Genomic DNA, 20,328 nt, shown 5'->3' with positions numbered 1-20,328 from the left:
CCCCGAGGGCGGTCTTCGCGCTCCGGGCGGCCTCACCGGCCGGACGGTCCGCGTCATCGTGCCGGACGCGGCTCGGCAAAGATTCGTTTAAGCTCCGGCTCCCGCTGGGACGGAGGGCTCGCGGGTAGGAGCCGGACAGGGACAGGGGGCGGTTGGGGGACGTGTGACGGCGGCGGACGCATCGGGGGCACGGGCCCTGCTGCCGCTCGTCCTGCCCGCGCTGGTCGTGGGCACGGCCTGCAGCCTGCTCCTGCTGGTGGTCGACTTCCTGTCGGAGCGGCTGCAGGAGGCCCTGTGGCACGGCCTGCCCTCCCTGCTCGGCGCGGACGGTTCTGCCTGGCCGTGGACACTGGCCGTCCTGACCGCCACCGGCCTGGCCGTCGGCCTGGTGCTGTGGAGGATCCCCTCGGGGCCCGACCCCGCGACCGAGGAGCTGATCGGCGCGCCGCTGCCGCCGGGTGTGGTGCCGGGAATGCTCGTCGCCGCGGTGCTGTCCCTGGCCGGAGGGGTCAGTCTCGGACCGGAGAATCCGGTCACCGCCGCCAACGTCGCGCTGGCCGTGGCCCTGGGCGCGCGGCTGCTGCCCGCCGTCGGCGCCTCCGTCTGGCTGGGGCTGGCGGTCGCGGGAACGGTGGGGGCGCTGTTCGGCACCCCGGTCGCCGCCGCGTTGCTGCTGTCCGAGGCGGTGACGCAGGGCGGGGGCTCGCTGTGGGACCGGCTGTTCGCGCCGCTGGTCTCGGCGGGCGCGGGCGCGGCGACGACCGTGCTCGTCGCCAGCCCGACGATGTCCCTCGGGCTCGCCGACTACCCGGGCGCGCGGCTGGCCGACCTGGTCGCCGGGGCGGTCGTCACGACCTGCGGGGCGCTGCTCGGCATGGCGGCGGTCTACGCGTTCCCGCACGTGCACCGGTTCTTCCGCCTTTTCGGCCATCCCGTGGCGCGGCTCACGGCCGGCGGCCTGGTGCTCGGCCTGCTCGGCGTCCTCGGCGGCCAGATCACCCTGTTCAAGGGGCTGGCCCAGATGAAGGAGCTGACGGCGGACGTCTCCGCATACACCGCGGGCGGGCTCGCGCTGATCGTCGCCGTGAAGACGGCCGCACTGCTGGTCGCCGCCACCTGCGCGTTCGTGGGCGGACGGATCTTCCCCGCGGTGTTCACCGGCGTCGCGCTCGGCCTGCTGGCGAGCGCCCTGGCCCCTTCGGTCCCGGTGACGCTGTCGGTCGCCTGCGGGGTTCTCGGCATCGTGCTGGCGATCACCCAGCAGGGCTGGCTGAGCCTGTTCATGGCGGTCGCCGTGGTGAGCGACGTCGACCTGCTGCCCGTGCTGTGCGTCGCCCTGCTGCCCGCCTGGCTGGTCGTGACGGGAAGGCCTCAGATGGTCATCCATGAGCCCGCGTGACCGGTGGCCCCGTCCTGTGCCCGCCGCCTATCTGCGGGCAGGGGCGTGCCCGCTGACCAGGGGGACGGCCCAGCGGGTCGCCGGGTCGGCGTCGATCAGCAGCGCGCGGGCGAAGGCGCTGAGCGGCACCGCCAGGATCGCCCCGATGGGGCCGAGCACGTAGGCCCACACGAACAGCGACAGCATGGTGATGGTCGTCGACAACCCCGCCGACTCCCCCGCGAACTTGGGCTGGATCACCGACTGGATGATGAAGTTCAGCACCGAGTAGACGACCACGACGGCGAGTGCCGTGCTCGGCCCCGAGTCCAGCAGTGCCAGCAGCGTCGGCGGGACGAGCCCGACGACGAACCCGATGTTGGGGATGTAGTTGGTGATGAACGCCAGCAGTCCCCAGAGCACCGGGAGCGGCACCCCCATGATCCACAGGGCGACGGCGTCGAGCACCGCCACGATGAGCCCGAAGACGGTGGAGACGATCAGATAGTTGCAGGTTCCCCTGGCGAAGTCGCCGAGCGCCCTGACCAGGTCGGAGCGTGCGGGGACCAGCGCCCTGATCGCGTCGTGCGTCGGTGACGCGTCGAGGCTCATCCCGAAGACCAGCAGCACGATCACGACGAACGCGGAGCCGACGCCGACCAGGCCGCCGAGGAAACCCTGCACCAGGCCGATCAGCGAGCCGAGGTCCAGCTGGCTCAGCATCGTCCTGACCTGTTCCTGGGTGACGCCCAGGTGCGCGAGCTGCTGGGTGATCGAGCCGATCAGCTGCTGGTACCGGCCGGCGTAGGTGGGCAGCAACGTGACGAGTTGCGCCGCGGAGACGACCAGCGCGCCGACCAGCGCGCCGAGCAGCAGCAGGATCGTCATGAGGGGCACCGTGACCAGCACCCACGTCCTCGCTCCTCTGCGGCGCAGCCAGACGCGCAGCGGACTCACCGCGACGGTGAGCACGAGGGCGAGGAAGGCGGGGCCCGCGATGTCGGCGACCGCCCTGACCCCGGCCAGCGCGACCACCGCCGCCGCCGCCCCGAGCAGCACTCTCAGGCCACGTGACGGTCTCGCACCCGCGGTCGCTCGCACCATGGTGACACTATGACGCGAGCCGATCACGTGGAGCGCTCACCGCGCCGAAGCGCCGTCCGGCGTCGTCCAGTGACCGCCGAAGACCCCGGGGGACTCGGCGCTCCGGTACGGCCCGCGTAGCCGGTCATGCCCCACGAGCGCGATGACTCCCGGCCTCCCAGGAGTTACGGTCGAGATGAGGAGCTGGGGAGGGCATGATGACCATCGACGTACGCGAGGCCTACCGCCGCGCGCTGGACGACTTCGGCGCTCTCGTCCACAGGATCACTCCGGAGCAGTGGCAGAACCGGACCCCCTGCGTGGACTGGGACGTTCGCGCCCTGGTCAACCACGTGGTCGGGGAGAACCTGTGGGCTCCCGAGTTGCTCGCCGGACGGACCGCCGCGGACGTCGGTGACGCCTTCGACGGCGACCTGCTCGGCGACGACCCGTTGAAGGCGTTCGACACCTCGGCCGCCGCCGCCGTCCAGGCCGCGAGCGACGAGGGCGCCCTGACCCGTGTCACACACCTGTCGTTCGGCGACGTGCCGGGTGAGGAGTATGTCACCGAGGTGTTCGCCGACGCCCTCATCCACACCTGGGACCTCGCCCGCGCCATAGGCGCGGACGAACGGCTCGACCCCGAGCTCGTCGAGGCCTGCGCGGCGTGGTTCGCCGGGGCCGAGACCGGTTATCGCCAGGCGGGGGTGATAGGGGAGCAGCAGCCCGTGCCCTCCGACACCGACGCCCAGACCCGTCTGCTCGCCTCGTGGGGTCGCCGCGGCTGACGGAGCCGACGGGGGGCCGGCACGGCTAGCGGGCCGTCGGCCGTTTGCCGTGGTTGGCCTTGCGCTTCCTGCGTGCCCGGCTCTTGCGCGCTCGTCTTCCCATGCGGCCAGCCTTTCCACGGATCCGTCGGGGCGTGGGGTCCGGTTCTCACGTTCCCCCCGCAACGCCCGCCGGACAAGGCCCAAGAACCGCGCGAAGCCCGGGAGACGGGTCGCGCGCCCGGTTCTCGCCCCGGTGACGACGGCGGAGCGTGGACCTAGGCTTCCGTCGCATGAACGAGAAGCTGATGGAGCGCTGGCGGTCCCTGGCCGGAGCGGAGGCCGACCGTCTCGGCGAGGAGTTGGTCGCCCGGTACGGCGAGCCGCACCGCAGGTACCACACGACGGCGCACCTGGAGGCCGTGCTGGCGCACGTCGACACGTTGGCGGACAGCGCCGCCAACCCGGATCTGGTACGGCTCGCGGCCTGGTTCCACGACGCCGTGTACGACCCCACACGAAGCGACAACGAGGAGCGCAGCGCCCGGCTGGCCGAGCGCGCGCTGCCGGAGCTGGGAGTGCCCGCGGAGGCGGTGGCCACGGTCGCCCGGCTGGTCAGGCTCACGCTCACACACGCGCCCGCTCCGGGGGACGCGGACGGCGCCGTGCTGTGCGACGCCGACCTGGCGATCCTGGCCTCCTCCCCCGAGGAGTACGCGGCCTACGCGGCGGCCGTGCGCGAGGAGTACTCCTTCGTGCCCGACGAGGCCTTCAGACAGGGCAGGGCCGCCGTGCTGCGCTCACTGCTCGGCCTTCCGGCGATCTTCCACATCGCCGACCTGGAGGACCGGGCGAGGGCGAACATTCAGGCCGAGCTTGCGCGACTGTGAGCGATTTTCCCCATAAATCACCATTTTTCCAACAGCGGCCCTGTGGTAATTTGCTGGAATCTGGTGGATTAAGGGGTGATCAATGCTCGCCCAGCAGCGGCAGCAGGCGATTCTCGAGCGGGTGCGCGGCAGCGGCGGGGTCAGGGTCGCCGACCTGGTCCGCGAGCTCGGCGTGTCGGACATGACGATCCGCAGGGACCTCGAAGCCCTGGCGGAGCGCGGACTGGTGGAGAAGGTCCACGGCGGGGCCACCGTCGCGGGGCCCGGCTCGACCGAGGAACCCGGCTTCGCCGCCAAGTCCGCCCGCCAGCAGCCGGAGAAGGAGGCGATCGCCCGCCGGGCCGCCCGGCTCGTCAGGCCGGGCACGGCCATCGCGCTCTCCGCGGGAACCACCACCTGGACGCTCGCCCATCTCCTGGTCGACGTGCCCGAGCTGACCGTGATCACCAACTCGATACGGGTGGCCGACGTCTTCCACCGCGCGCCGCGCGCCGACCGCACCGTGGTGCTGACCGGCGGTGTGCGCACCCCCTCGGACGCGCTGGTCGGCCCCGTGGCCGTCGCGGCCGTCCGCGGGCTGCACGTGGACACCCTGTTCCTCGGCGTGCACGGGATGAGCGCCCGCGCCGGGTTCACCACGCCCAACCTGCTGGAGGCGGAGACCAACCGCGAGCTGGTCGCCTCGGCGCACCGCCTGGTGGTGCCCGCCGACCACACCAAGTGGGGGACGGTCGGGATCAGCACGATCGCCGAGCTGGCCGAGGCCCACGTCGTGATCACAGACTCGGGACTGGCCGAGGAGGCCCGTGACGAGCTCGCCGCCCAGGTGGGCGAGCTCGTCGTCGCCGACGCCGGGGAAGGAAACGAGGCTCGGAGCCGATGAAGCGCACGCCCACCCGTCTGGCCGACGGCCGCGAACTGATCTACTTCGACCGGCGGGACGACGCGGACCGTGGAGCGGTCGACGAGCGCGACCTGCCGCCCCGTCCCGCCGCCTCCGAGCTGCGCTACGACCCGCTCACCGAGGAGTGGGTCACGGTCGCGGGGCATCGCCAGGGCCGCACCTTCCTGCCGCCCGCCAGCGAGTGCCCGCTGTGCCCTTCGGCTCCCGGCCGTCCGACCGAGATCCCCTCCCCCTCGTACGACGTGGTCGTCTTCGAAAACCGCTTCCCCTCCTTCTCCGGGGGCCCCTTCACCGCGCCGGGCACGCCCGCGGAGGTCGGCGGGCTGAGCGAGGTCCGTCCCGGCCTCGGCAGGTGCGAGGTGGTCTGCTTCACCTCCGAGCACGACTCCTCCTTCTCCGCCCTGTCCCCGGACCAGGTGGAGCTGGTGATGGAGGCGTGGGTCGACCGTACGGCGGAGCTGTCCGCGACGCCCGGGATCGAGCAGGTGTTCTGCTTCGAGAACCGTGGAGCGGAGATCGGCATCACCCTGGCCCATCCGCACGGCCAGATCTACGCCTACCCCTACGTGACCCCGCGCACCAGGCTCACCCTGGGCGCGGCCGAGCGTCACCGGGAGCGGACCGGAGGCAATCTCTTCGCCGACGTGCTCGCCGCGGAGCGGGAGGCGGGGGTCCGCGTGGTCACGACGAACGAGCACTGGACGGCGTTCGTGCCCGCGGCGGCCCGCTGGCCCGTCGAGGTCCACATCTACCCGCACCGCCAGGTTCCCGACCTGGTCGCGCTGGACCCAGCGGAACGCGCGGCGTTCGGGCCGCTCTACACGGAGGTGCTCCGCCGCCTCGACGGGCTCTTCGGGGTGCCCATGCCGTACGTCTCGGCCTGGCACCAGGCGCCGGTGAACGTCGGCAGGAGGCTGTCCTACGCGCACCTGGAGCTGTTCAGCATCCGCCGCGCACCGGGCAAGCTGAAGTATCTCGCCGGATCCGAGTCGGCCATGGGGGCCTTCGTGAACGACGTCCTGCCCGAGGAGGCCGCACGGCTGCTGCGCACCGTGATCACGAATTGATCACTGCTTGGTCTCGACTTGGGGTCGCATGACCAATCATTTACCACTACTATCCTCACGCATCGGACAAAACATCCGATATGCCTAATCTCGGGTGCCTCGCCCGAGAGCCGGGGACCCACGCACTTGGGGTGAACCACTTCGGTGGAAGGGCTTCCTCCAGCCCGAACCCGTCAGCTAACCCGGTCGGCGTGAGGAGAGGAGAGCTGTGGCGGCTCTGTCCCCCATTCATCGCCATGTGGTTCTGACCGTCTCCCTGGTCTCAGCCCTGACCTTCACCCTCGGCACGGCGAACGCGGGCACCGCGACTCCCAAGCCGAACGAGTCCGAGCTCCGGGCCGAACTGGCCCAGCTGAACAGGAAAGTCGACAAGCTCATCGAGGCCTACGCGGCCAAACGAGAATCCCTGAGAAAGGCGCGCAAGGCCGAGGAGGCCGCGAAGGCCGACCTGCGCAGGGCCGAGGAGGCCTATGCGGAGGCGGGCAGACTGGTCGACTCCATCGCCCAGGTCCGCTACCAGAGCGGCTCCCTCGACCTGCCGTCGCTGCTGTTCGCCCCCAGCATGGGCGGCGCCGCCGTCGTGGAGCAGCTCACCGCGCAACAGAGCGCCCACCTGGAGGGCTTCGCCCGGGCCAGGGACCTCAGGAAACAGGCCGCGGACAGGGCGGCCCTACTCACCGAGCAGATCGGCCAGGAGACCAAGGTGGTTGAGACCCAGCGCAAGGACGCCGAGAAGGTGATCCGTTACATCGAGAACAAGCTCGACCAGCTCGTCCCGACGGGTACGGGACGCCGGACGGACGGCAGCTGGGCTCCCCAGCTGCCCGGCGGCGACGACAACATCACCGACCGCACGCGGATCATGCGTGAGGCCGTCGGAAGGGCCTTCAAGCTTCCCCACGAGGTGGGCTGCTACCGGGCGGAGAACGACGGCGGCGAGCACCCGCTCGGCCGCGCCTGCGACTTCATGATGAGCACCGGCGGCACGGTGCCCTCCGCGGAGAACGTCAGGCTCGGCGACGAGCTGGCCGCCTGGGCCCTCAAGAACAAGGAGAGGCTCGGCGTCAAGTACGTGATCTGGCGCCAGCGCATCAACACCGGCTCGGGCTGGCGCGCCATGTCCGACCGCGGCAGCGTCACCGCCAACCACTTCGACCACGTCCACATCTCGATGTACTGAAACAGAGGGAAATCGCATCTGTTGCAGAATTCCCACGTACGAAGACTGTGTTCGAGCTGGTAGAAGGACGTCTGGAGCCTGACCGTCCTGAGCAGGTGACATTGCTTCTTCAGGGGGTTGACCTGCTTTTTTATTGATTCCCCTTCTCCGATCTCGCGTTGGCTGCGACGGTCTCGCACCTGACGCGAGGCGGTGAGGAGTGAGACGAGTCCCCCTCGAGAGCGCCGCGCACCTGGTGCTCACCGACGGCGTGGTGCCGCCGCACCCGGCACAGGCGGTGTTCGATGCGATGTTGACCGGATGGGAGCGGCAGCAGGCTGCCGGCGGCCTCGACGATCAAAACGAGAGTGGACCCGGTGCGCCGGTTCGCCGCGTTCACCGCTTCTTCTCCATGGCAGTGGACGCCAGGTGACATCGACACTCATGCCGGGTCGGACTTCATGAACAACGCGCTACGCGAGGTCCTTGATGCGGGACTGCAAGGGGTTGGTGATGCGTTCGGTCGGTTATCGGTGGCATCTGCGGGAGCTGATGGCGTGCCGCGGCATGTTCCACACCACCGACCTGGCACCGCCTCTTGCCGACCGTGGCATCGAAATGTCGGCCTCTCAGGTTCGTCGGCTGGTCACCGGCACCGGGTGAGACCCGCCGCCCGCGCCGCGCCCGGATCATCGCGGACGAGCCCCGGATCGCCTTGTACTTGTCGTACTGCCGGGGCACGGCGTGGACTGGCCGGGCACAAGATCACTGCGCGGCTGCGGTGAAAGATCCAGGCAGGGGTCGTCGGGGTTGTCTCAGCCGTATCGCTCGGTGAGCGCGTTGCCGATCAAGGTGAGGTGGTCCCGCACACCGGGTGGGCCGGTCACTTCGAGCCATTCGACCAGTCCGGCGAGCTCGCCCGCGAGCGCGTACTCGTTGTAGCCGCGGATCACGACCTCGATGCGGCCGTCGATCGTGGAACCTCCAACCTCAAGCCGGTCCCCAAGCGACATTCGGAGCTTGCCGATCCCTTCGGGAGTGCACACGGCCTGGACTTCGAGGGGGGTTCGCCTTCGCTCGACTTCGTCGGCGATCTCCCTCCAGCTCTCAGCGAGGTCGAACCCCTCGGGTCGGTGCACGGGATCGTCGGTCGGCTCGACGGATGACACGCGGTCGATCCGGAACGTCCGTCGACCGGCGTCAGTGTTGGTGACGAGGTACCACGTCGGTCCTTTGGCGACGATGCCCAGCGGGTGGACGGTTCTCTCAGTGTCGGTGCCTTCGCGGTCGACGTAGCCGAGCCGCACCTGGACGCCGCGGATCACCGCGTCCTGGAGTTCGTCGAGGAGGCGAGGTGGCCGGTGCTCGATCCGACTCGACCCCCATCGTTGCGGGTCCATGACCAACGACGACGCTGCCGCCTCGGCCTGCACCCGGAAGGGCTCCGGCAGGGCATGGACGAGCTTGCGCAGAGCCGCTTTCACGGCCGGCGTCGCAGCCGAGGCCTGGCCGGCAACCAGGAACAGGGCGCGGGCCTCACTCGCGGTCAACCCGGACAGGTCGGTGCGGGCGCCGCCCACGAGGCGCCAGCCGCCGCTTCGGCCCTGCATGGAGTACACGGGCACCCCGGCCATGGCCAGGGCGTCGAGGTCGCGGCGGGCGGTGCGCTCGGAGACCTCCAGTTCCCGGGCGACCTCTGCTGCTGTCACCTGCTCGCGCCGTTGCAGCAAGAGGAGGATGGCCACCAGCCGGTCGGTTCGCACGCCGACAACACTTCCACATAAAACCGGTCATGAGGTGACCGGTTTCGGTTGGCAGGATGGCGACCTGACCTCACCGACGAGGTCGACCACAAGCGAACACCCCCCAGCCCATCAGGGGTGCGCCGACGCCGTCTTCGGGAACCCTCGTCGCCCGGTCACCCCGAAAAGACAGAGAGGAAACGCAATGCTCAATCCAGCCGGTTTTCCCAAGCCCACCCTTATTCCGGTCAACGGTGTGGAACTCGAAGTCTTCGAAGCGGGCCGAGAAAACGCGGGAAAACCCATCGTGCTCTGCCACGGCTGGCCGGAGCACGCCTTCTCCTGGCGCCACCAGATGCCCGCCCTCGCCGCAGCCGGCTACCACGTCATCGCACCGAACCAGCGGGGTTACGGCAACTCATCCCGCCCGACCGAAGTGACGGACTACGACATCGAACACCTGTCAGGTGACCTCGTCGCACTCCTCGACCACTATGGATACGAAGACGCCACCTTCGTCGGCCATGACTGGGGGGCGTTCGTCGTCTGGGGACTGACCCTGTTGCACCCCAACCGTGTGAACAAGGTGATCAACCTGAGCCTGCCCTACCAGGCGCGCGGAGAGAAGCCCTGGATCGAGTTCATGGAAGACATGCTCGGCGGCGACTTCTACTTCGTCCACTTCAATCGACAGCCGGGCGTCGCGGACGCCGTATTCGAAGAGCACACCTTCCAGTTCCTCCGCAACCTGTACCGGAAGAACGAGCCCCCCAGAGAGCCTCAGCCGGGCATGGCGCTGATCAACCTCGCCAGAGCGGAAACACCACTCGGTGAGCCCATCATGAGCGACAGCGAACTGGCCGTCCTCGTCTCCGCCTTCGAATCATCGGGATTCACGGGCAGCGTCAACTGGTACCGGAACCTCGACCGCAACTGGCACCTGCTGGCGGACGTGGACCCGATCATCCGACAGCCCGCACTCATGATCTATGGCGACAGGGATGTGATCGCACGGGGTGCGAACCTGGCGGAGTTCGTGCCCAACGTGGAGGTGGTCAGCCTTGACTGCGGTCACTGGATCCAGCAAGAGAAGCCGGAAGAAACGAACCAAGCGATTGTGAAGTGGCTGGAACAGCAGGATGCCACCTGAGCGCGATATGACCGGCCGGCATCCGGGAAGTGACCGTTCCGCTCGACACCGAAGACATACGTGACCTCTGCGCAACCCCCACCGTCGGCGTCCGAACACCCCGCCACGTGGAGGTTCGACTACCCGATCCACCACGTCGAGACTCGGCCGCAATGGCGCTCGTGGCTCGAGCACAACCACACGTCGACCCGCGGCGTGTGGCTGTGCTCGTGGCGCACCGGCACCGGCCGACCACGATGCCCCTACCCCGAAGTAGTCGAAGAAGCGATCTGCTTCGGGTGGATCGATTCGACCGCCAACCTCCTCGGCGACGACCGTGGCCTCCAGCTGATCACCCCCCGAAAAGCCAAGAGCCCTTGGTCCCGACTCAGCCGCCAACGCGCCGCCGAAATGGAACGGCGCGGCCGGCAACGCGGGCCGGCCGAATCGCGGCCGTCGTCGCCGAGGCAGCGAACGGGCGGCAAGCCCAGGGCTGACCTCGGACGCGAAGACTCCGAGTGGCGTTGTCAACTTGTCGGGTGAGGGTGTGTCAGGACGTGGTAGAGCGACCGGCGGCCTCAGACGGGAGCGGTCGACGCTCTCACGAGAGGGTGCCGGTGGCGGCGGGCTCCTCGATCGCCTCCACGATGCGCCGGTCGATGCCGGCCAGGTCGGGCGGGCGGGCCACGGTCGCCTCGGCGAAGCGGGTGAGCAGCCGGGCGAAGGTCGCGCGGTCCGCCTCGTCCCAGTCGGCGATCAGCCCGTCCAGGTAGGTCCGCCGCGAGTCGACGACCACCTCGAGCACGCGCCGTCCCCGAGGGCTCAGCATCAGCCTGGCCCGCCTGGCGTCGACCTCGGACTCCTCCCGTTCGACGAACCCCGCGCCGATCGCGTCGTTGACCAGCCTGCTGGCCGTCGAGGGGTCGACGTCCAGTTGCTCGGCGACGGCTCCGACGGTCACCTCGGGCACGTCCAGACTCAGCTTGTGCACGGCGTGCACGACCATCACGTTCGACATCTGCACCGCCCGCTGCGGGTCGGCGGCCTTGCGCGTGCGCAGCGGCCGCGCCCAGATCCGGCGCAACCGGAACAGCGCCACGTCGATCGCCGCCCCCGGCGTTCCATCGTCCACGGCACAACCTTATCGACCTGCGCGCCGTACGCCCGGCACACGCTGTGCGGACCGCGGCGGCGATCAGCCGAGACGGAGGGGGTTCACCAGGTCCGCGTACAGGAGCAGACCGAACATGATCATCATCGCGAAGGCCAGCGCGTAGGTCAGCGGGAGGACCTTGGCGATGTCCACGTGCCGCGGCTCGGGCCTGCGGGTCACCCGGGCGAAGGCCCGCTTGATCCCCTCCCAGAGACCGCCCGCGATGTGCCCGCCGTCGAGCGGCAGCAGCGGGATCAGGTTGAACATGCCGATGGCCAGGTTGAACCCGGCCAGCAGGCTCAGCATGGCGAACAGCTTGTTCTCCGCGGGAGCGGAGGAGGCGGCGATCTCACCGCCGATCCGGCCCGCGCCCACGACGCCCACCGGCCCGTTCGGATCGCGTTCCTCACCGGAGAAGGCCGCGTTCCAGACGCCGACCATCTTCTCCGGCAGGTTGATCATCGACTGGGCGGCCCTGCCGGTGAGGTCCACCATGTGGCCGACGACGTAGCCGAAGCCCTGCGTCTCCATGACCTGCGTGGGGGCCACGCCGAGGAAGCCGACGTTCTTTTCGATCTTCTTGGGGTCGTCGACGTTCGGCCGGTCCTGAGCGATCAGGGTGACGTTCAGCGTCTGCGGCTTGCCGTCCCTCACCACGCCGAGGACGACGGGCCCGGCCCCGTGGCCGCGGATCCTCTTCGTGGCCTCCTCCCAGGAGGAGACGGGGGTCCCGTCGAAGGAGACGATCCGGTCGCCCACCTTGACGCCCGCCTGCACCGCGGGCGTCAGCGGGTCGGACTCGGTGCACGTGCGCCCCGGCTTCAGCGACTCGCTGTAGGGGATGACGCACTTGGTCATCGTGGCGACGACCGGCTTCAGCACGGGAACGCCGAAGGTCATGATGACGAAGGCGAAGATGACGAAGGCCAGCACGAAGTTCATCGCGGGGCCGCCGGCCATGATGATGACCTTCTGCCACCACGGCTTGCGGTAGAAGACGCGGTCCTCGTCGCCGGGCTCGACCTCCTCGAGCGCCACGTCACGGGCGTTCTCGATCAGGGCCTGCCACGGGCCGGTGGAGACCGAGCGCACCTTGTTGGGGTCGTCGGTGGGCCTGGGCGGGAGCATGCCGATCATCCGGATGTAACCGCCGAACGGGAACCACTTGATGCCGTACTGGGTCTCACCCCTGCGCCGCGACCACATGGTCGGCCCGAATCCGACCATGTACTGGGTGACCTTGACGCCGAAGAGCTTCGCCGGAACCAGGTGACCTATCTCGTGCAGGGCGATCGAGACCATGAGCCCCAAGAGGAAGACGACGATCCCGACCACGAATAGCCAGCCCACAGGTTCTTACCCCCCGGTCGCGGAGCCATGGACAACGCCCCCTAAGAGATTAGCCGAATTATCACGGCCCCAGGCTCCGCGACGGCGGAGCCCGCCCGGTCCGGCCACTTGCACATACGTGACCGAACAGAGAGACTTCGTTGACGGTGAGCGACCGTTCGATCACCCTGCGGGAAAAGGCGAGAGGAAGAACGTGATCGGGATCCTGGTTGCCGAGCACCAGCCCATGGTTCGCCGGGGCCTGGTGGCCTCACTGGAGTGCGAGCCCGATCTGAAGGTCGTCGCCGAGATCGGCGACGGCGGGGCGGTCGTGCCCGCCGTCCTGGAGCACGAGCCGGAAACGGCGGTCCTCGACCTGGAGCTCCCCGGCGTCGACGGCTTCGCGCTCGCGCTCGCGCTGCACGAGCGCGCGCCCCGCTGCCGGATCCTGCTGCTGTCGCGCCACCCGAAGCCGGGCCACGTCCGGCGGGCCTTCGCCGTGCACGCCCTGGGGCTCATGAGCCTGGACGTGAGCCCGGAGCAACTGGCGGGCGGCGTCCGCAGGGTCGCGGCCGGTCACAGGGCGGTGGACGCCGAGCTCGCGGTCGCCGCCCTCGAGGTGGCGGAGAACCCGCTGACCCGCAGGGAGATGGACGTGCTCAGGCTGGCCGCGCTCGGAGCCCGCTCCAGCGAGATCGCCGATCAGCTCTTCCTGTCCGTTGGAACGGTCCGCAACCACCTGTCGCGGATCATGTGCAAGACCCAGGCTCGCAGCCGTCTCGACGCCGTGCGCATCGCCAGCGACTCCGGCTGGCTGTGACGCCTCACGTCCGGGCGGGCCCGTCGCACCGCCCAGGCCGGGAAACTGCGGACCGCGACGTCTCGCGCCCGCGCCGGTCGTTCAGGGACGCCAGATGAGGATCAGCGCGCAGTCGTCGTTGTGCCCCGCCGACATGGAGGCGACCAGGTTGCGGGCGCCGCCCCTGAAACCGGAGGGCAGCAGGCGGTCCGCCTCCCCCAGCAGCCGGTCGAGGCCCGCGTCGATGTCGCGCCCCGGCTGCTCTATCAGCCCGTCGGTGTAGAGCATGAGCGCGTCGCCCTTGCGGAGCATCCCACGGTCGGGCTCGCAGTGCAGGTCGGGCACCACGCCCAGGACCACGCCCTTTGCCGGGGAGACCCGCCAGGTGCCCGCGCCCGCCTCGAACTTCACCACGGGCGGGTGCCCCGCGGAGGTGATCACGTATTCGCCCGTGGCGAGGTTGAGCCGCACGTGCACGGCGGTGACGAAGCCCTCCGCCTCGCGCTGGCGGTGCAGGTAGGCGTTGCAGGCGGCCAGGAAGTCCGTGACCGAGCCGAGCAGGCCGCCGAAGGTCCCCGACAGCATCAGCGCCCTGGTTCCCGCGTCGACGCCCTTGCCCGACACGTCGACCAGGGCGAGCTCGACCGTGTCGCCCTGGCGCATGGAGACCAGGAAGTCTCCGCCGAAGGAGGAGCCGCCCGCCTGGTTCAGCACGACCCGTGAGTCCCAGTCCTTGGGCAGCCTGGGCAGCTCGCTCTGGTTCTTGAGCCGGTCGCGCAGCTCGAGCAGCATCGCGTCGCCGCGCAGGCCCTGCACGCCGAGCTTGCCCCTGGTACGGGCCATCAGGGCGGCCAGCACGCCGGTGAAGCCGAAGGTGGCCAGCAGGCCGGGGCCGATGTGCCCGATCCCGCGCGTCACACCCACGTAGAGGAGGGCGACGGCGACCGCGCACAGCAGCTTGGCCAGGCTGCGCAGCCTGAGCTGGAGGCCGCCGACGAGAGTGATCGGGATCATGAGCGCCGGGGAGAACCACTCCATGGAGACCCTGGAGGCCAGTCCGCCGACCACCAGGGTGAGCACGATCAGCGTGATGAGCAGGTTTCGGTCGCGCGCCAACGGCCCACGGCGCAGGAACCGTACGAGGGGCACCAGAAGGGGCACCCTCACCAGGAACGCACGGAGCGCCGGAGGGATCAGCGGCACCGGACGGGAACTCATGATGCGCTCGACTGTATCGGTCTATCCCCCGTTTGGGCAGCCCACTTGACCAATGCCTTGATCATTTAGGGCGGATATTGAATGGCCGGAACGGTTTGCCCCCTCTACCGTAGGAAAAATGAGCCTTAGCCTGCGTCCTTTGACCGAGAACGACTTTCCCGCCTGGATCGGAGTGGACGAGGAGGCGTTCGGCAACGCCGTCCCCCCGCACCGGCTGGAGCTGTTCAAGGACCTGGCGGAGTTCGACCGCTCGCTCGGGGCGTTCGAGGGCGACCTGCTGGTGGGCGCGACATGCGTCTGCAGCTTCACCATGACGGTGCCCGGTGGACCGATCCCGGTCGCGGGCGTCACCTCGGTCGGCGTGCTCCCCTCGCATCGCCGCAGGGGCGTCCTGTCAAGCCTGATGGCCCGCCAGCTGAACGACGTCCGCGAGCGCGGCGAGTCCGTCGCCGCGCTCTACGCGTCGGAGGCGGCGATCTACGGCCGTTTCGGGTACGGCAGGGCCGCCGACAACCTCTTCTTCGACCTTCCCACGCACAGCGCGGCCTTCGTCGGGCACGCCCCGACCGATCCCTCGCTGCGGCTGCGCGTCGTCACCCCCGCCGAGTCGAGGAACGCCTTCGAGAAGATCTTCGAGGCCGCGCTCGACGGCCGCCCCGGGCTCTACGCCCGTACGCCCGCGCGCTGGAACTCGGTGCTGTCGGACCACGAGGCGGACCAGGGAGGCGCGGGGCCGCTGCGCGCCGTCGTCGTCGAGGACGACGAGGGCCCCAGGGGCTACGCGCTCTTCCGGATCAAGCTGAGCTTCACCGCGCACGACCTGCCGGACGGCGAACTACGGCTCAAGGAACTGTTCGGCCTCGACCCCGCCGCCTACGCCCTGCTCTGGCGGCACGTGCTGGACCGCGACCTGGTCTCCAGGGTCAAGGTGGCGCAGCGGCCCGTGGACGACCCGCTGATCCACCTGCTCGCCGAGCCGCGCCAGCTCAACGCGGGCTGGCTGGACGAGCTGTGGATCCGCCTCGTGGACGTCGAGCGGGCGCTCACCTCACGCCGTTACTCGGCGCCCGTGGACGTGGTCGTCGAGGTCGAGGACGCCTTCTGCCCGTGGAACGCCGGCCGCTGGCGGCTGACCGCGGACACCTCGGGCGCCAGGTGCGTCCGCGCGGACGACGTGGAGGCGGACCTGACCCTTCCCGTCTCCGTGCTGGGCGCGGCCTATCTGGGCGGCCGTCAGCTCGCGGCGCCCCAGGCCGCGGGGGTGGTGCGCGAGGCACGGGCGGGAGCCGTCAGGCAGCTGTCGACGGCGATGTCGTGGGACCCCGCCCCCTGGGCCGGCCTGGTCTTCTGAGAGCCGTTCCCCCGCGGCTCGCGGAGCGGTTTCCGCGAGCCGCGGGGGTTATGGTGAGGCATGGCACTGCAGAGCTTGCAGATCAACACGATCGTCGCGATGCGGGCCCGGGACGTCTCCCGGCCCACGCAGGAGCAGCAGGAGGCCGCCGACAGACGGCCTCTGCGGGACGAGACGCAGCGCAGGGAGGCCAGGGAGGCGCCGCGCCGCAGGACGACCCCCTAGGGCAGCGGCGGAAGCTGGCCGATCGTCTCGTAGGAGGTCAGCTGGGCGATGCGGCGGTTGTGCCGTTCGGCGCCTGAGTACGGCGTGCTCAGGAACAGCTCGACGAAGCGGACCGCCTCGTCCTGCTCGTGCATCCGCGAGCCGACGCTGATCACGTTGGCGTTGTTGTGCTCGCGGGCGAGCTTGGCGGTGTCCTCGCTCCAGGCGAGGGCGGCGCGGATTCCGCGCACCTTGTTGGCCGCGATCTGCTCGCCGTTGCCCGAACCGCCGATGACGATCCCCAGACTGCCCGGGTCGTCCGCGACGCCCTCCGCCGCGCGCAGCACGAACGGCGGGTAGTCGTCCTCGGCGTCGTAGACGAACGGACCGCAGTCCGTCACCTCGTGGCCGTGCTCCTTGAGCCAGGAGACGACGTGGTTTTTGAGCTCATAGCCGGCATGGTCGGCACCGATGTAGACGCGCACCCGCCCAGTTTCGCAGGTGTGCGGGGCCGCCTTGACCCCCACCCCGGCTGACGGCCCGGCTACAGTAACGACCGGACAGCCATCGTAACCCTTACAAGAGAGAGACCACATGCGTGACATCCGAGTGGTCGGCGATCCGGTCCTGCGCACGCCCGCCGAGCCGATCGCCGACTTCGACCGTGAGCTGCGACGTCTGATCGACGAGATGTTCGACGCGATGTACGCCGCCCAGGGCGTCGGCCTGGCCGGTCCGCAGATCGGCGTGTCGAAGCGGATCTTCGTCTACGACTGCAGCAACCGCAAGGGGCACGTGATCAACCCCGTGCTGACCGTCGACGACGACACGGAGGTCCTCGACGAGGAGGGGTGCCTGTCGATTCCGGGACGCGAGAGCGGCACCCCGATCTACGCCAAGACCCCGCGCGCCGCCGGGGTCACCGTCAGCGGCCTGGACCGCCTGGGCCGTCCCGTCCGGCTCAAGGCGAGGGGTCTGCTCTCGCGCTGCTTCCAGCACGAGACCGACCACCTGGACGGCATGCTCTACGTCGACCGTCTCGCCAAGGACGCCGCCAGGAAGGTCCTGCTCCAGGCTCCCTGAGCGTTCCGGGGCCGCGCCGGACGCAGGGCGTCGCGTCCGTGCGCCGCCCCGCCGCCTCCGCGGCTTCTCGGCCGCGGGACTACCGGGGCGTGGAGGACTCGGCGGCCTCCTCTGACGCGGGGGACTCCGGGGACGCCGGAGACTCCGCGGCCTCCTCTGACGCGGGGGACTCCGCGGGCTCGGGGGCACGCCTGCGAAGGCGTGCCGGCGGCCAGGCGACCAGGCCCAGGCCGGCGGCGAACAGCAGCGCGACCATGATCCACTCGTTGGAGCCCCCGGAGCCGTAGACGTGGCCCCGCCGTCCCGTGTCGAACGCCCTGACGGCCTGGCCCGGGACGAAGGTCTCCCTGTCGCCGCCGTAGAACCCCACCTCGGGGCGGACGGTGCGGCCCCCCCTGAACTCCCCCAGCCAGGTGCACTGCTCGTGCCCCGGATGCTCGACGCACTCGACCCGCCGGGCGGTGAAGGTGCCCCAGGTGCCCTCCCCGCGGAGCGCGGCCAGAGCCGGTCCGAGGTTCTGCACGGCGAGCAGCACCAGCAGCAGCCCTCCTGCGGCGATCACCAGATCGAACACGGTCAGACGCGTGGTGCCCAGTTTCATGCGGCGTCCTTCGAAAGGAGGCGGTGCTTTCACGGGTCCTTACGAGTGCTTAAGACTGCTTACTACTGGTTTTACCCAGAACATCGCGCGACGACCACCCCATCGGCGGGCAGACGCGCGGCACCGGCGCCGGCGGGGCGCGCCTACAGCTGGACCGACTTGACCTCGAGGTACTCCTCGAGGCCGAACTCGCCGAGCTCTCGGCCCAGACCCGACTGCTTGTAACCGCCGAAGGGGGCCAACGGGTTGAACCGGCCCCCGTTGACGGCCACCTGGCCGGTCCGCAACCGCCGCGCGACGGAGAGGGCGCGTTCCTCGTCACCCGCCCAGACCGCGCCCGCCAGGCCGTACGGCGTGCCGTTGGCGATGGCGACGGCCTCGTCCTCGCCGCGGCTGTAGGGGATGATCGTCAGAACCGGGCCGAAGATCTCCTCCTGTTCGATCACCATCCCGGGCTCCACCCCGGCGAACACCGTGGGTTCCACGTAGAAGCCCCGCTCGAGCGGGCTGTCCGCGCCTCCGGCGACCAGTCTGGCTCCCTCCTCCTGCCCCCGGTTGATGTAGCGGACGACCCTGTCGCGCTGCGCGGCGGAGACCAGGGGGCCGAGCCTGGTGAGCTCGTCGAAGGGGTCGCCAACGGTGTACTTGCCCGTGGCCTGGACGGCCAGCCCGACGGCCTCGTCGTACTGGTCCCGATGGACGATCATGCGGGTCCAGGCCGAGCAGGTCTGGCCGGAGTTGAGGAAGGCGTTGGCCACGGTCGCCTTGACCGCGACGGCCAGGTCCGCGTCCGGCAGGACGACGCTGGCCGACTTGCCGCCGAGCTCGAGGGCGACGCGCTTGACGGTCTCGGCGGCGAGCGCGGCGACCCGCCGCCCCGCCCTGGTCGAGCCGGTGAACGACACCATGTCCACGTCGGGATGGGTGACCAGCGCCTCGCCGACCACCGGCCCGTGCCCGCTCAGCATGTTGAGGACCCCGGCGGGCAGCCCGACCTCGTCGAAGATCCCGGCCAGCGCGAAGGCCGCGAGCGGCGCCACCTCGCTGGGCTTCAGCACCACCGTGCATCCGGCGGCGAGCGCGGGGCCGACCTTGCACACGATCTGGTGGAGCGGGTAGTTCCAGGGGGTGATGGCGGCGACCACCCCCGCGGGCTCCCGGAAGACGCGCGAGTTCCCGACCCTGCCGCCCTCGAAGTCGTAGGTCCCGGCCAGCCGGGCGTACGAGTCGAGCACCCCCGCGGGCATCAACGTCTGCACCTGCGTCGCCATGCCGTACGGGGCGCCCAGGTCGGTGGCGATGATCCTGGCGATCTGGTCGGAGCGGTCCCGTATCAGCTCGGCCGCGGCGGCCAGGAGGCGACCTCGCTCCGCGGCGGCCGTGCCCGACCACGAGGGCAGCGCCGCGCGGGCGGCGGCCACGGCGACCTCGACGTCGGCGGGCGAGCCCGCGGGCACCCTGTCGATCGTCTCCTCGGTCGCGGGATTGACGACGTCGACGCTCCCACTCGACGTCGACGGCTGCCATGCTCCGTTCAGATAAAGGTGACGCATGCCTCTCATCCTCGCGCGCGGGTCCTCCTGAGGCGAGGGCCCGGGCAGGTCAGAGGGGCGCCGCGAGCGCGGCGCCACCGGCGCGGTCTCCCGCCATGGCGGGCACTCGGCCGCCCTTGGCGACGAGGGTACGGGGCGGCACTCCCGTAAGCGACAAATTACCGAGATCCTTAAAAACTCGTGATGTCCGGCCCGTCCGCCCCGCCGCCGGACGGGCGGCGGGGCGAAGGCGGGATCAGTCGAAGATCGGGGGCCGGGTGCGGGAGCGCTTGAGCTCGAAGAACCCGTCGACGCCCGCCACCAGCCTGACGCCGTCCCAGAGCTTGGCCGCCTCCTCGCCCTTCGGCGCGGGCGAGATGACCGGGCCGAAGAACGCGACGTCGCCCACGGCGATCACCGGGGTGCCGACCTCCTGGCCGACCCGGTTGATGCCGTCGTCGTGCGACGCGCGCAGGACCTCGTCGAACTCCTCGGACTCCATCGCCTCGGCGAACTCGCGCTCGAGCCCCGCCGCCTCGAGCGCCTCCTCGACGGTCTCGCGAAGCCTGTCGAGCTCCTTGAGCCTGCCCTGGTTGTGCAGACGGGTGCCGAGCTCGGTGTACAGCCTGCCCACCGCCTCCGAGTCATGCTTGTCCTGCACGGCGGCGACCACGCGAACCGGCCCTATGGCCTTGGCGATCATCTCGCGGTAGGTCTCGGGCACGTCCTTGTCCTCGTTGAGGATGTTGAGGCTCATGATGTGCCAGCGCGGCTCGATGGGCCGCACCTTCTCCACCTCCAGCAGCCATCGGGACGTCATCCAAGCGAAGGGACAGAAGGGGTCGAACCAGAGGTCGACCGGGGTGCGCTCAGTCATCGCTCAGCTTTCTGATCGGGAGGTTCCTTCGCACAGCGACAACCCGCGACACGGAGTTTCCT

The 20,328-nt window shown here is 70.0% G+C and carries 24 protein-coding genes and 1 riboswitch; of the genes, 14 read left to right on the top strand and 10 right to left on the bottom strand.

Annotated elements, in window-relative coordinates; all coding sequences use genetic code 11:
* Positions 1–163 precede the first annotated feature (163 nt).
* Positions 164–1,399 carry an ion channel protein gene (locus PKF00_RS28855; RefSeq protein ID WP_271220808.1) on the top strand — a complete coding sequence of 412 codons (1,236 nt, stop codon included), beginning with the start codon at positions 164–166 and terminating at the stop codon, positions 1,397–1,399.
* Between the two features lie 27 nt (positions 1,400–1,426).
* Here PKF00_RS28855 and PKF00_RS28850 read toward each other — a convergent pair whose 3' ends face one another.
* Positions 1,427–2,482, bottom strand: a complete 1,056-nt coding sequence (locus tag PKF00_RS28850) for an AI-2E family transporter (protein WP_271220807.1) — start codon at positions 2,480–2,482, stop codon at positions 1,427–1,429.
* 194 nt (positions 2,483–2,676) lie between these two features.
* Here PKF00_RS28850 and PKF00_RS28845 point away from each other — a divergent pair, with 194 nt between their 5' ends.
* On the top strand, positions 2,677–3,249 hold the full coding sequence (locus PKF00_RS28845) for a TIGR03086 family metal-binding protein (RefSeq protein ID WP_271220806.1): 573 nt from the start codon (positions 2,677–2,679) through the stop codon (positions 3,247–3,249).
* Between the two features lie 25 nt (positions 3,250–3,274).
* On the opposite strand, the gene PKF00_RS45230 is transcribed toward PKF00_RS28845, so the two are convergent.
* Positions 3,275–3,352 carry a 50S ribosomal protein bL37 gene (locus PKF00_RS45230; protein ID WP_425582191.1) on the bottom strand — a complete coding sequence of 26 codons (78 nt, stop codon included), beginning with the start codon at positions 3,350–3,352 and terminating at the stop codon, positions 3,275–3,277.
* A gap of 169 nt (positions 3,353–3,521) precedes the next feature.
* Between PKF00_RS45230 and PKF00_RS28840 the strand changes: the two genes are divergently transcribed.
* The 6 genes from PKF00_RS28840 (at position 3,522) to PKF00_RS28815 (ending at position 7,911) form a co-directional block, all read left to right on the top strand.
* Positions 3,522–4,118, top strand: a complete 597-nt coding sequence (locus tag PKF00_RS28840; RefSeq protein ID WP_271220805.1) for an HD domain-containing protein — start codon at positions 3,522–3,524, stop codon at positions 4,116–4,118.
* An 82-nt stretch (positions 4,119–4,200) separates the two neighbouring features.
* A complete protein-coding gene (locus PKF00_RS28835; protein ID WP_271220804.1) occupies positions 4,201–5,001 on the top strand; it encodes a DeoR/GlpR family DNA-binding transcription regulator in 801 nt (266 codons plus the stop codon).
* Entirely contained in the window at positions 4,998–6,089 is a 1,092-nt protein-coding gene (gene galT, locus PKF00_RS28830) for a galactose-1-phosphate uridylyltransferase (RefSeq protein ID WP_271220803.1), read from the top strand. Before PKF00_RS28835 ends, galT begins: the two co-directional genes overlap by 4 nt.
* A gap of 71 nt (positions 6,090–6,160) precedes the next feature.
* A riboswitch (cyclic di-AMP (ydaO/yuaA leader) is annotated at positions 6,161–6,295 on the top strand.
* Positions 6,296–6,297: 2 nt separating this feature from the next.
* The gene (locus tag PKF00_RS28825; protein WP_271220802.1) at positions 6,298–7,269 is read left to right on the top strand and encodes a coiled-coil domain-containing protein; all 972 of its coding nucleotides are present in this window, start codon (positions 6,298–6,300) and stop codon (positions 7,267–7,269) included.
* A gap of 235 nt (positions 7,270–7,504) precedes the next feature.
* On the top strand, positions 7,505–7,681 hold the full coding sequence (locus tag PKF00_RS28820) for a hypothetical protein (RefSeq protein WP_271220801.1): 177 nt from the start codon (positions 7,505–7,507) through the stop codon (positions 7,679–7,681).
* 80 nt (positions 7,682–7,761) lie between these two features.
* Entirely contained in the window at positions 7,762–7,911 is a 150-nt protein-coding gene (locus tag PKF00_RS28815; protein WP_271220800.1) for a helix-turn-helix domain-containing protein, read from the top strand.
* A gap of 152 nt (positions 7,912–8,063) precedes the next feature.
* Here PKF00_RS28815 and PKF00_RS28810 read toward each other — a convergent pair whose 3' ends face one another.
* The gene (locus PKF00_RS28810; protein ID WP_271220799.1) at positions 8,064–9,011 is read right to left on the bottom strand and encodes a helix-turn-helix transcriptional regulator; all 948 of its coding nucleotides are present in this window, start codon (positions 9,009–9,011) and stop codon (positions 8,064–8,066) included.
* Between the two features lie 184 nt (positions 9,012–9,195).
* Here PKF00_RS28810 and PKF00_RS28805 point away from each other — a divergent pair, with 184 nt between their 5' ends.
* Together PKF00_RS28805 and PKF00_RS45310 are read left to right on the top strand one after the other, a co-directional pair.
* The gene (locus PKF00_RS28805; RefSeq protein ID WP_271220798.1) at positions 9,196–10,140 is read left to right on the top strand and encodes an alpha/beta fold hydrolase; all 945 of its coding nucleotides are present in this window, start codon (positions 9,196–9,198) and stop codon (positions 10,138–10,140) included.
* Between the two features lie 60 nt (positions 10,141–10,200).
* Positions 10,201–10,662 carry a YdeI/OmpD-associated family protein gene (locus PKF00_RS45310; protein WP_498073064.1) on the top strand — a complete coding sequence of 154 codons (462 nt, stop codon included), beginning with the start codon at positions 10,201–10,203 and terminating at the stop codon, positions 10,660–10,662.
* A gap of 58 nt (positions 10,663–10,720) precedes the next feature.
* Here PKF00_RS45310 and PKF00_RS28800 read toward each other — a convergent pair whose 3' ends face one another.
* Positions 10,721–11,251 (bottom strand): MarR family winged helix-turn-helix transcriptional regulator, encoded by a 531-nt coding sequence (locus tag PKF00_RS28800; RefSeq protein ID WP_271220797.1) that lies wholly within the window; start codon positions 11,249–11,251, stop codon positions 10,721–10,723.
* A 63-nt stretch (positions 11,252–11,314) separates the two neighbouring features.
* The gene (locus PKF00_RS28795; RefSeq protein WP_271220796.1) at positions 11,315–12,622 is read right to left on the bottom strand and encodes a M50 family metallopeptidase; all 1,308 of its coding nucleotides are present in this window, start codon (positions 12,620–12,622) and stop codon (positions 11,315–11,317) included.
* A 193-nt stretch (positions 12,623–12,815) separates the two neighbouring features.
* Here PKF00_RS28795 and PKF00_RS28790 point away from each other — a divergent pair, with 193 nt between their 5' ends.
* Positions 12,816–13,421: a response regulator transcription factor gene (locus PKF00_RS28790; RefSeq protein WP_271220795.1), complete on the top strand. Its 606-nt coding sequence runs from the start codon at positions 12,816–12,818 to the stop codon at positions 13,419–13,421.
* A gap of 81 nt (positions 13,422–13,502) precedes the next feature.
* On the opposite strand, the gene PKF00_RS28785 is transcribed toward PKF00_RS28790, so the two are convergent.
* Complete coding sequence (locus PKF00_RS28785) at positions 13,503–14,618, bottom strand: PP2C family protein-serine/threonine phosphatase (protein WP_271220794.1); 1,116 nt, start codon at positions 14,616–14,618, stop codon at positions 13,503–13,505.
* A 118-nt stretch (positions 14,619–14,736) separates the two neighbouring features.
* Here PKF00_RS28785 and PKF00_RS28780 point away from each other — a divergent pair, with 118 nt between their 5' ends.
* A complete protein-coding gene (locus PKF00_RS28780) occupies positions 14,737–15,969 on the top strand; it encodes a GNAT family N-acetyltransferase (protein WP_271220793.1) in 1,233 nt (410 codons plus the stop codon).
* Positions 15,970–16,029: 60 nt separating this feature from the next.
* Positions 16,030–16,194: a hypothetical protein gene (locus tag PKF00_RS28775; RefSeq protein WP_271220792.1), complete on the top strand. Its 165-nt coding sequence runs from the start codon at positions 16,030–16,032 to the stop codon at positions 16,192–16,194.
* Here PKF00_RS28775 and PKF00_RS28770 read toward each other — a convergent pair.
* The gene (locus PKF00_RS28770) at positions 16,191–16,658 is read right to left on the bottom strand and encodes a ribose-5-phosphate isomerase (protein ID WP_271220791.1); all 468 of its coding nucleotides are present in this window, start codon (positions 16,656–16,658) and stop codon (positions 16,191–16,193) included. The two genes, PKF00_RS28775 and PKF00_RS28770, sit on opposite strands and share 4 nt — an antisense overlap.
* A 109-nt stretch (positions 16,659–16,767) precedes the next feature.
* Between PKF00_RS28770 and def the strand changes: the two genes are divergently transcribed.
* Entirely contained in the window at positions 16,768–17,256 is a 489-nt protein-coding gene (gene def / locus PKF00_RS28765) for a peptide deformylase (protein WP_271220790.1), read from the top strand.
* A 79-nt stretch (positions 17,257–17,335) separates the two neighbouring features.
* Here def and PKF00_RS28760 read toward each other — a convergent pair whose 3' ends face one another.
* The 3 genes from PKF00_RS28760 to PKF00_RS28750 all read right to left on the bottom strand — a co-directional run bounded on the left by PKF00_RS28760 (position 17,336) and on the right by PKF00_RS28750 (position 20,266).
* The gene (locus PKF00_RS28760) at positions 17,336–17,857 is read right to left on the bottom strand and encodes a hypothetical protein (protein WP_271220789.1); all 522 of its coding nucleotides are present in this window, start codon (positions 17,855–17,857) and stop codon (positions 17,336–17,338) included.
* A 143-nt stretch (positions 17,858–18,000) separates the two neighbouring features.
* On the bottom strand, positions 18,001–19,410 hold the full coding sequence (locus tag PKF00_RS28755) for an aldehyde dehydrogenase family protein (RefSeq protein ID WP_271220788.1): 1,410 nt from the start codon (positions 19,408–19,410) through the stop codon (positions 18,001–18,003).
* Positions 19,411–19,645: 235 nt separating this feature from the next.
* Positions 19,646–20,266, bottom strand: a complete 621-nt coding sequence (locus tag PKF00_RS28750) for a mycothiol-dependent nitroreductase Rv2466c family protein (RefSeq protein WP_271220787.1) — start codon at positions 20,264–20,266, stop codon at positions 19,646–19,648.
* Positions 20,267–20,328 lie beyond the last annotated feature (62 nt).

Origin of the sequence: Streptosporangium carneum (assembly GCF_027922005.1) — a bacterium.
Classification (GTDB): Bacteria; Actinomycetota; Actinomycetes; order Streptosporangiales; family Streptosporangiaceae; genus Streptosporangium; species Streptosporangium carneum.
This window is presented reverse-complemented; position numbering and strand designations above follow the sequence as displayed.

Coding starts and splice junctions, on each gene's coding strand:
- PKF00_RS45230 (WP_425582191.1), bottom strand. CDS start 3,352: ATGGGAAGACGAGCGCGCAAGAGCCGGGCACGCAGGAAGCGCAAGGCC.
- PKF00_RS28755 (WP_271220788.1), bottom strand. CDS start 19,410: ATGCGTCACCTTTATCTGAACGGAGCATGGCAGCCGTCGACGTCGAGT.
- PKF00_RS28815 (WP_271220800.1), top strand. CDS start 7,762: ATGCGTTCGGTCGGTTATCGGTGGCATCTGCGGGAGCTGATGGCGTGC.
- PKF00_RS28850 (WP_271220807.1), bottom strand. CDS start 2,482: ATGGTGCGAGCGACCGCGGGTGCGAGACCGTCACGTGGCCTGAGAGTG.
- def (WP_271220790.1), top strand. CDS start 16,768: ATGCGTGACATCCGAGTGGTCGGCGATCCGGTCCTGCGCACGCCCGCC.
- PKF00_RS28750 (WP_271220787.1), bottom strand. CDS start 20,266: ATGACTGAGCGCACCCCGGTCGACCTCTGGTTCGACCCCTTCTGTCCC.
- PKF00_RS28760 (WP_271220789.1), bottom strand. CDS start 17,857: ATGAAACTGGGCACCACGCGTCTGACCGTGTTCGATCTGGTGATCGCC.
- PKF00_RS28780 (WP_271220793.1), top strand. CDS start 14,737: ATGAGCCTTAGCCTGCGTCCTTTGACCGAGAACGACTTTCCCGCCTGG.
- PKF00_RS28775 (WP_271220792.1), top strand. CDS start 16,030: ATGGCACTGCAGAGCTTGCAGATCAACACGATCGTCGCGATGCGGGCC.
- PKF00_RS28785 (WP_271220794.1), bottom strand. CDS start 14,618: ATGAGTTCCCGTCCGGTGCCGCTGATCCCTCCGGCGCTCCGTGCGTTC.
- galT (WP_271220803.1), top strand. CDS start 4,998: ATGAAGCGCACGCCCACCCGTCTGGCCGACGGCCGCGAACTGATCTAC.
- PKF00_RS28845 (WP_271220806.1), top strand. CDS start 2,677: ATGATGACCATCGACGTACGCGAGGCCTACCGCCGCGCGCTGGACGAC.
- PKF00_RS28835 (WP_271220804.1), top strand. CDS start 4,201: ATGCTCGCCCAGCAGCGGCAGCAGGCGATTCTCGAGCGGGTGCGCGGC.
- PKF00_RS28840 (WP_271220805.1), top strand. CDS start 3,522: ATGAACGAGAAGCTGATGGAGCGCTGGCGGTCCCTGGCCGGAGCGGAG.
- PKF00_RS28805 (WP_271220798.1), top strand. CDS start 9,196: ATGCTCAATCCAGCCGGTTTTCCCAAGCCCACCCTTATTCCGGTCAAC.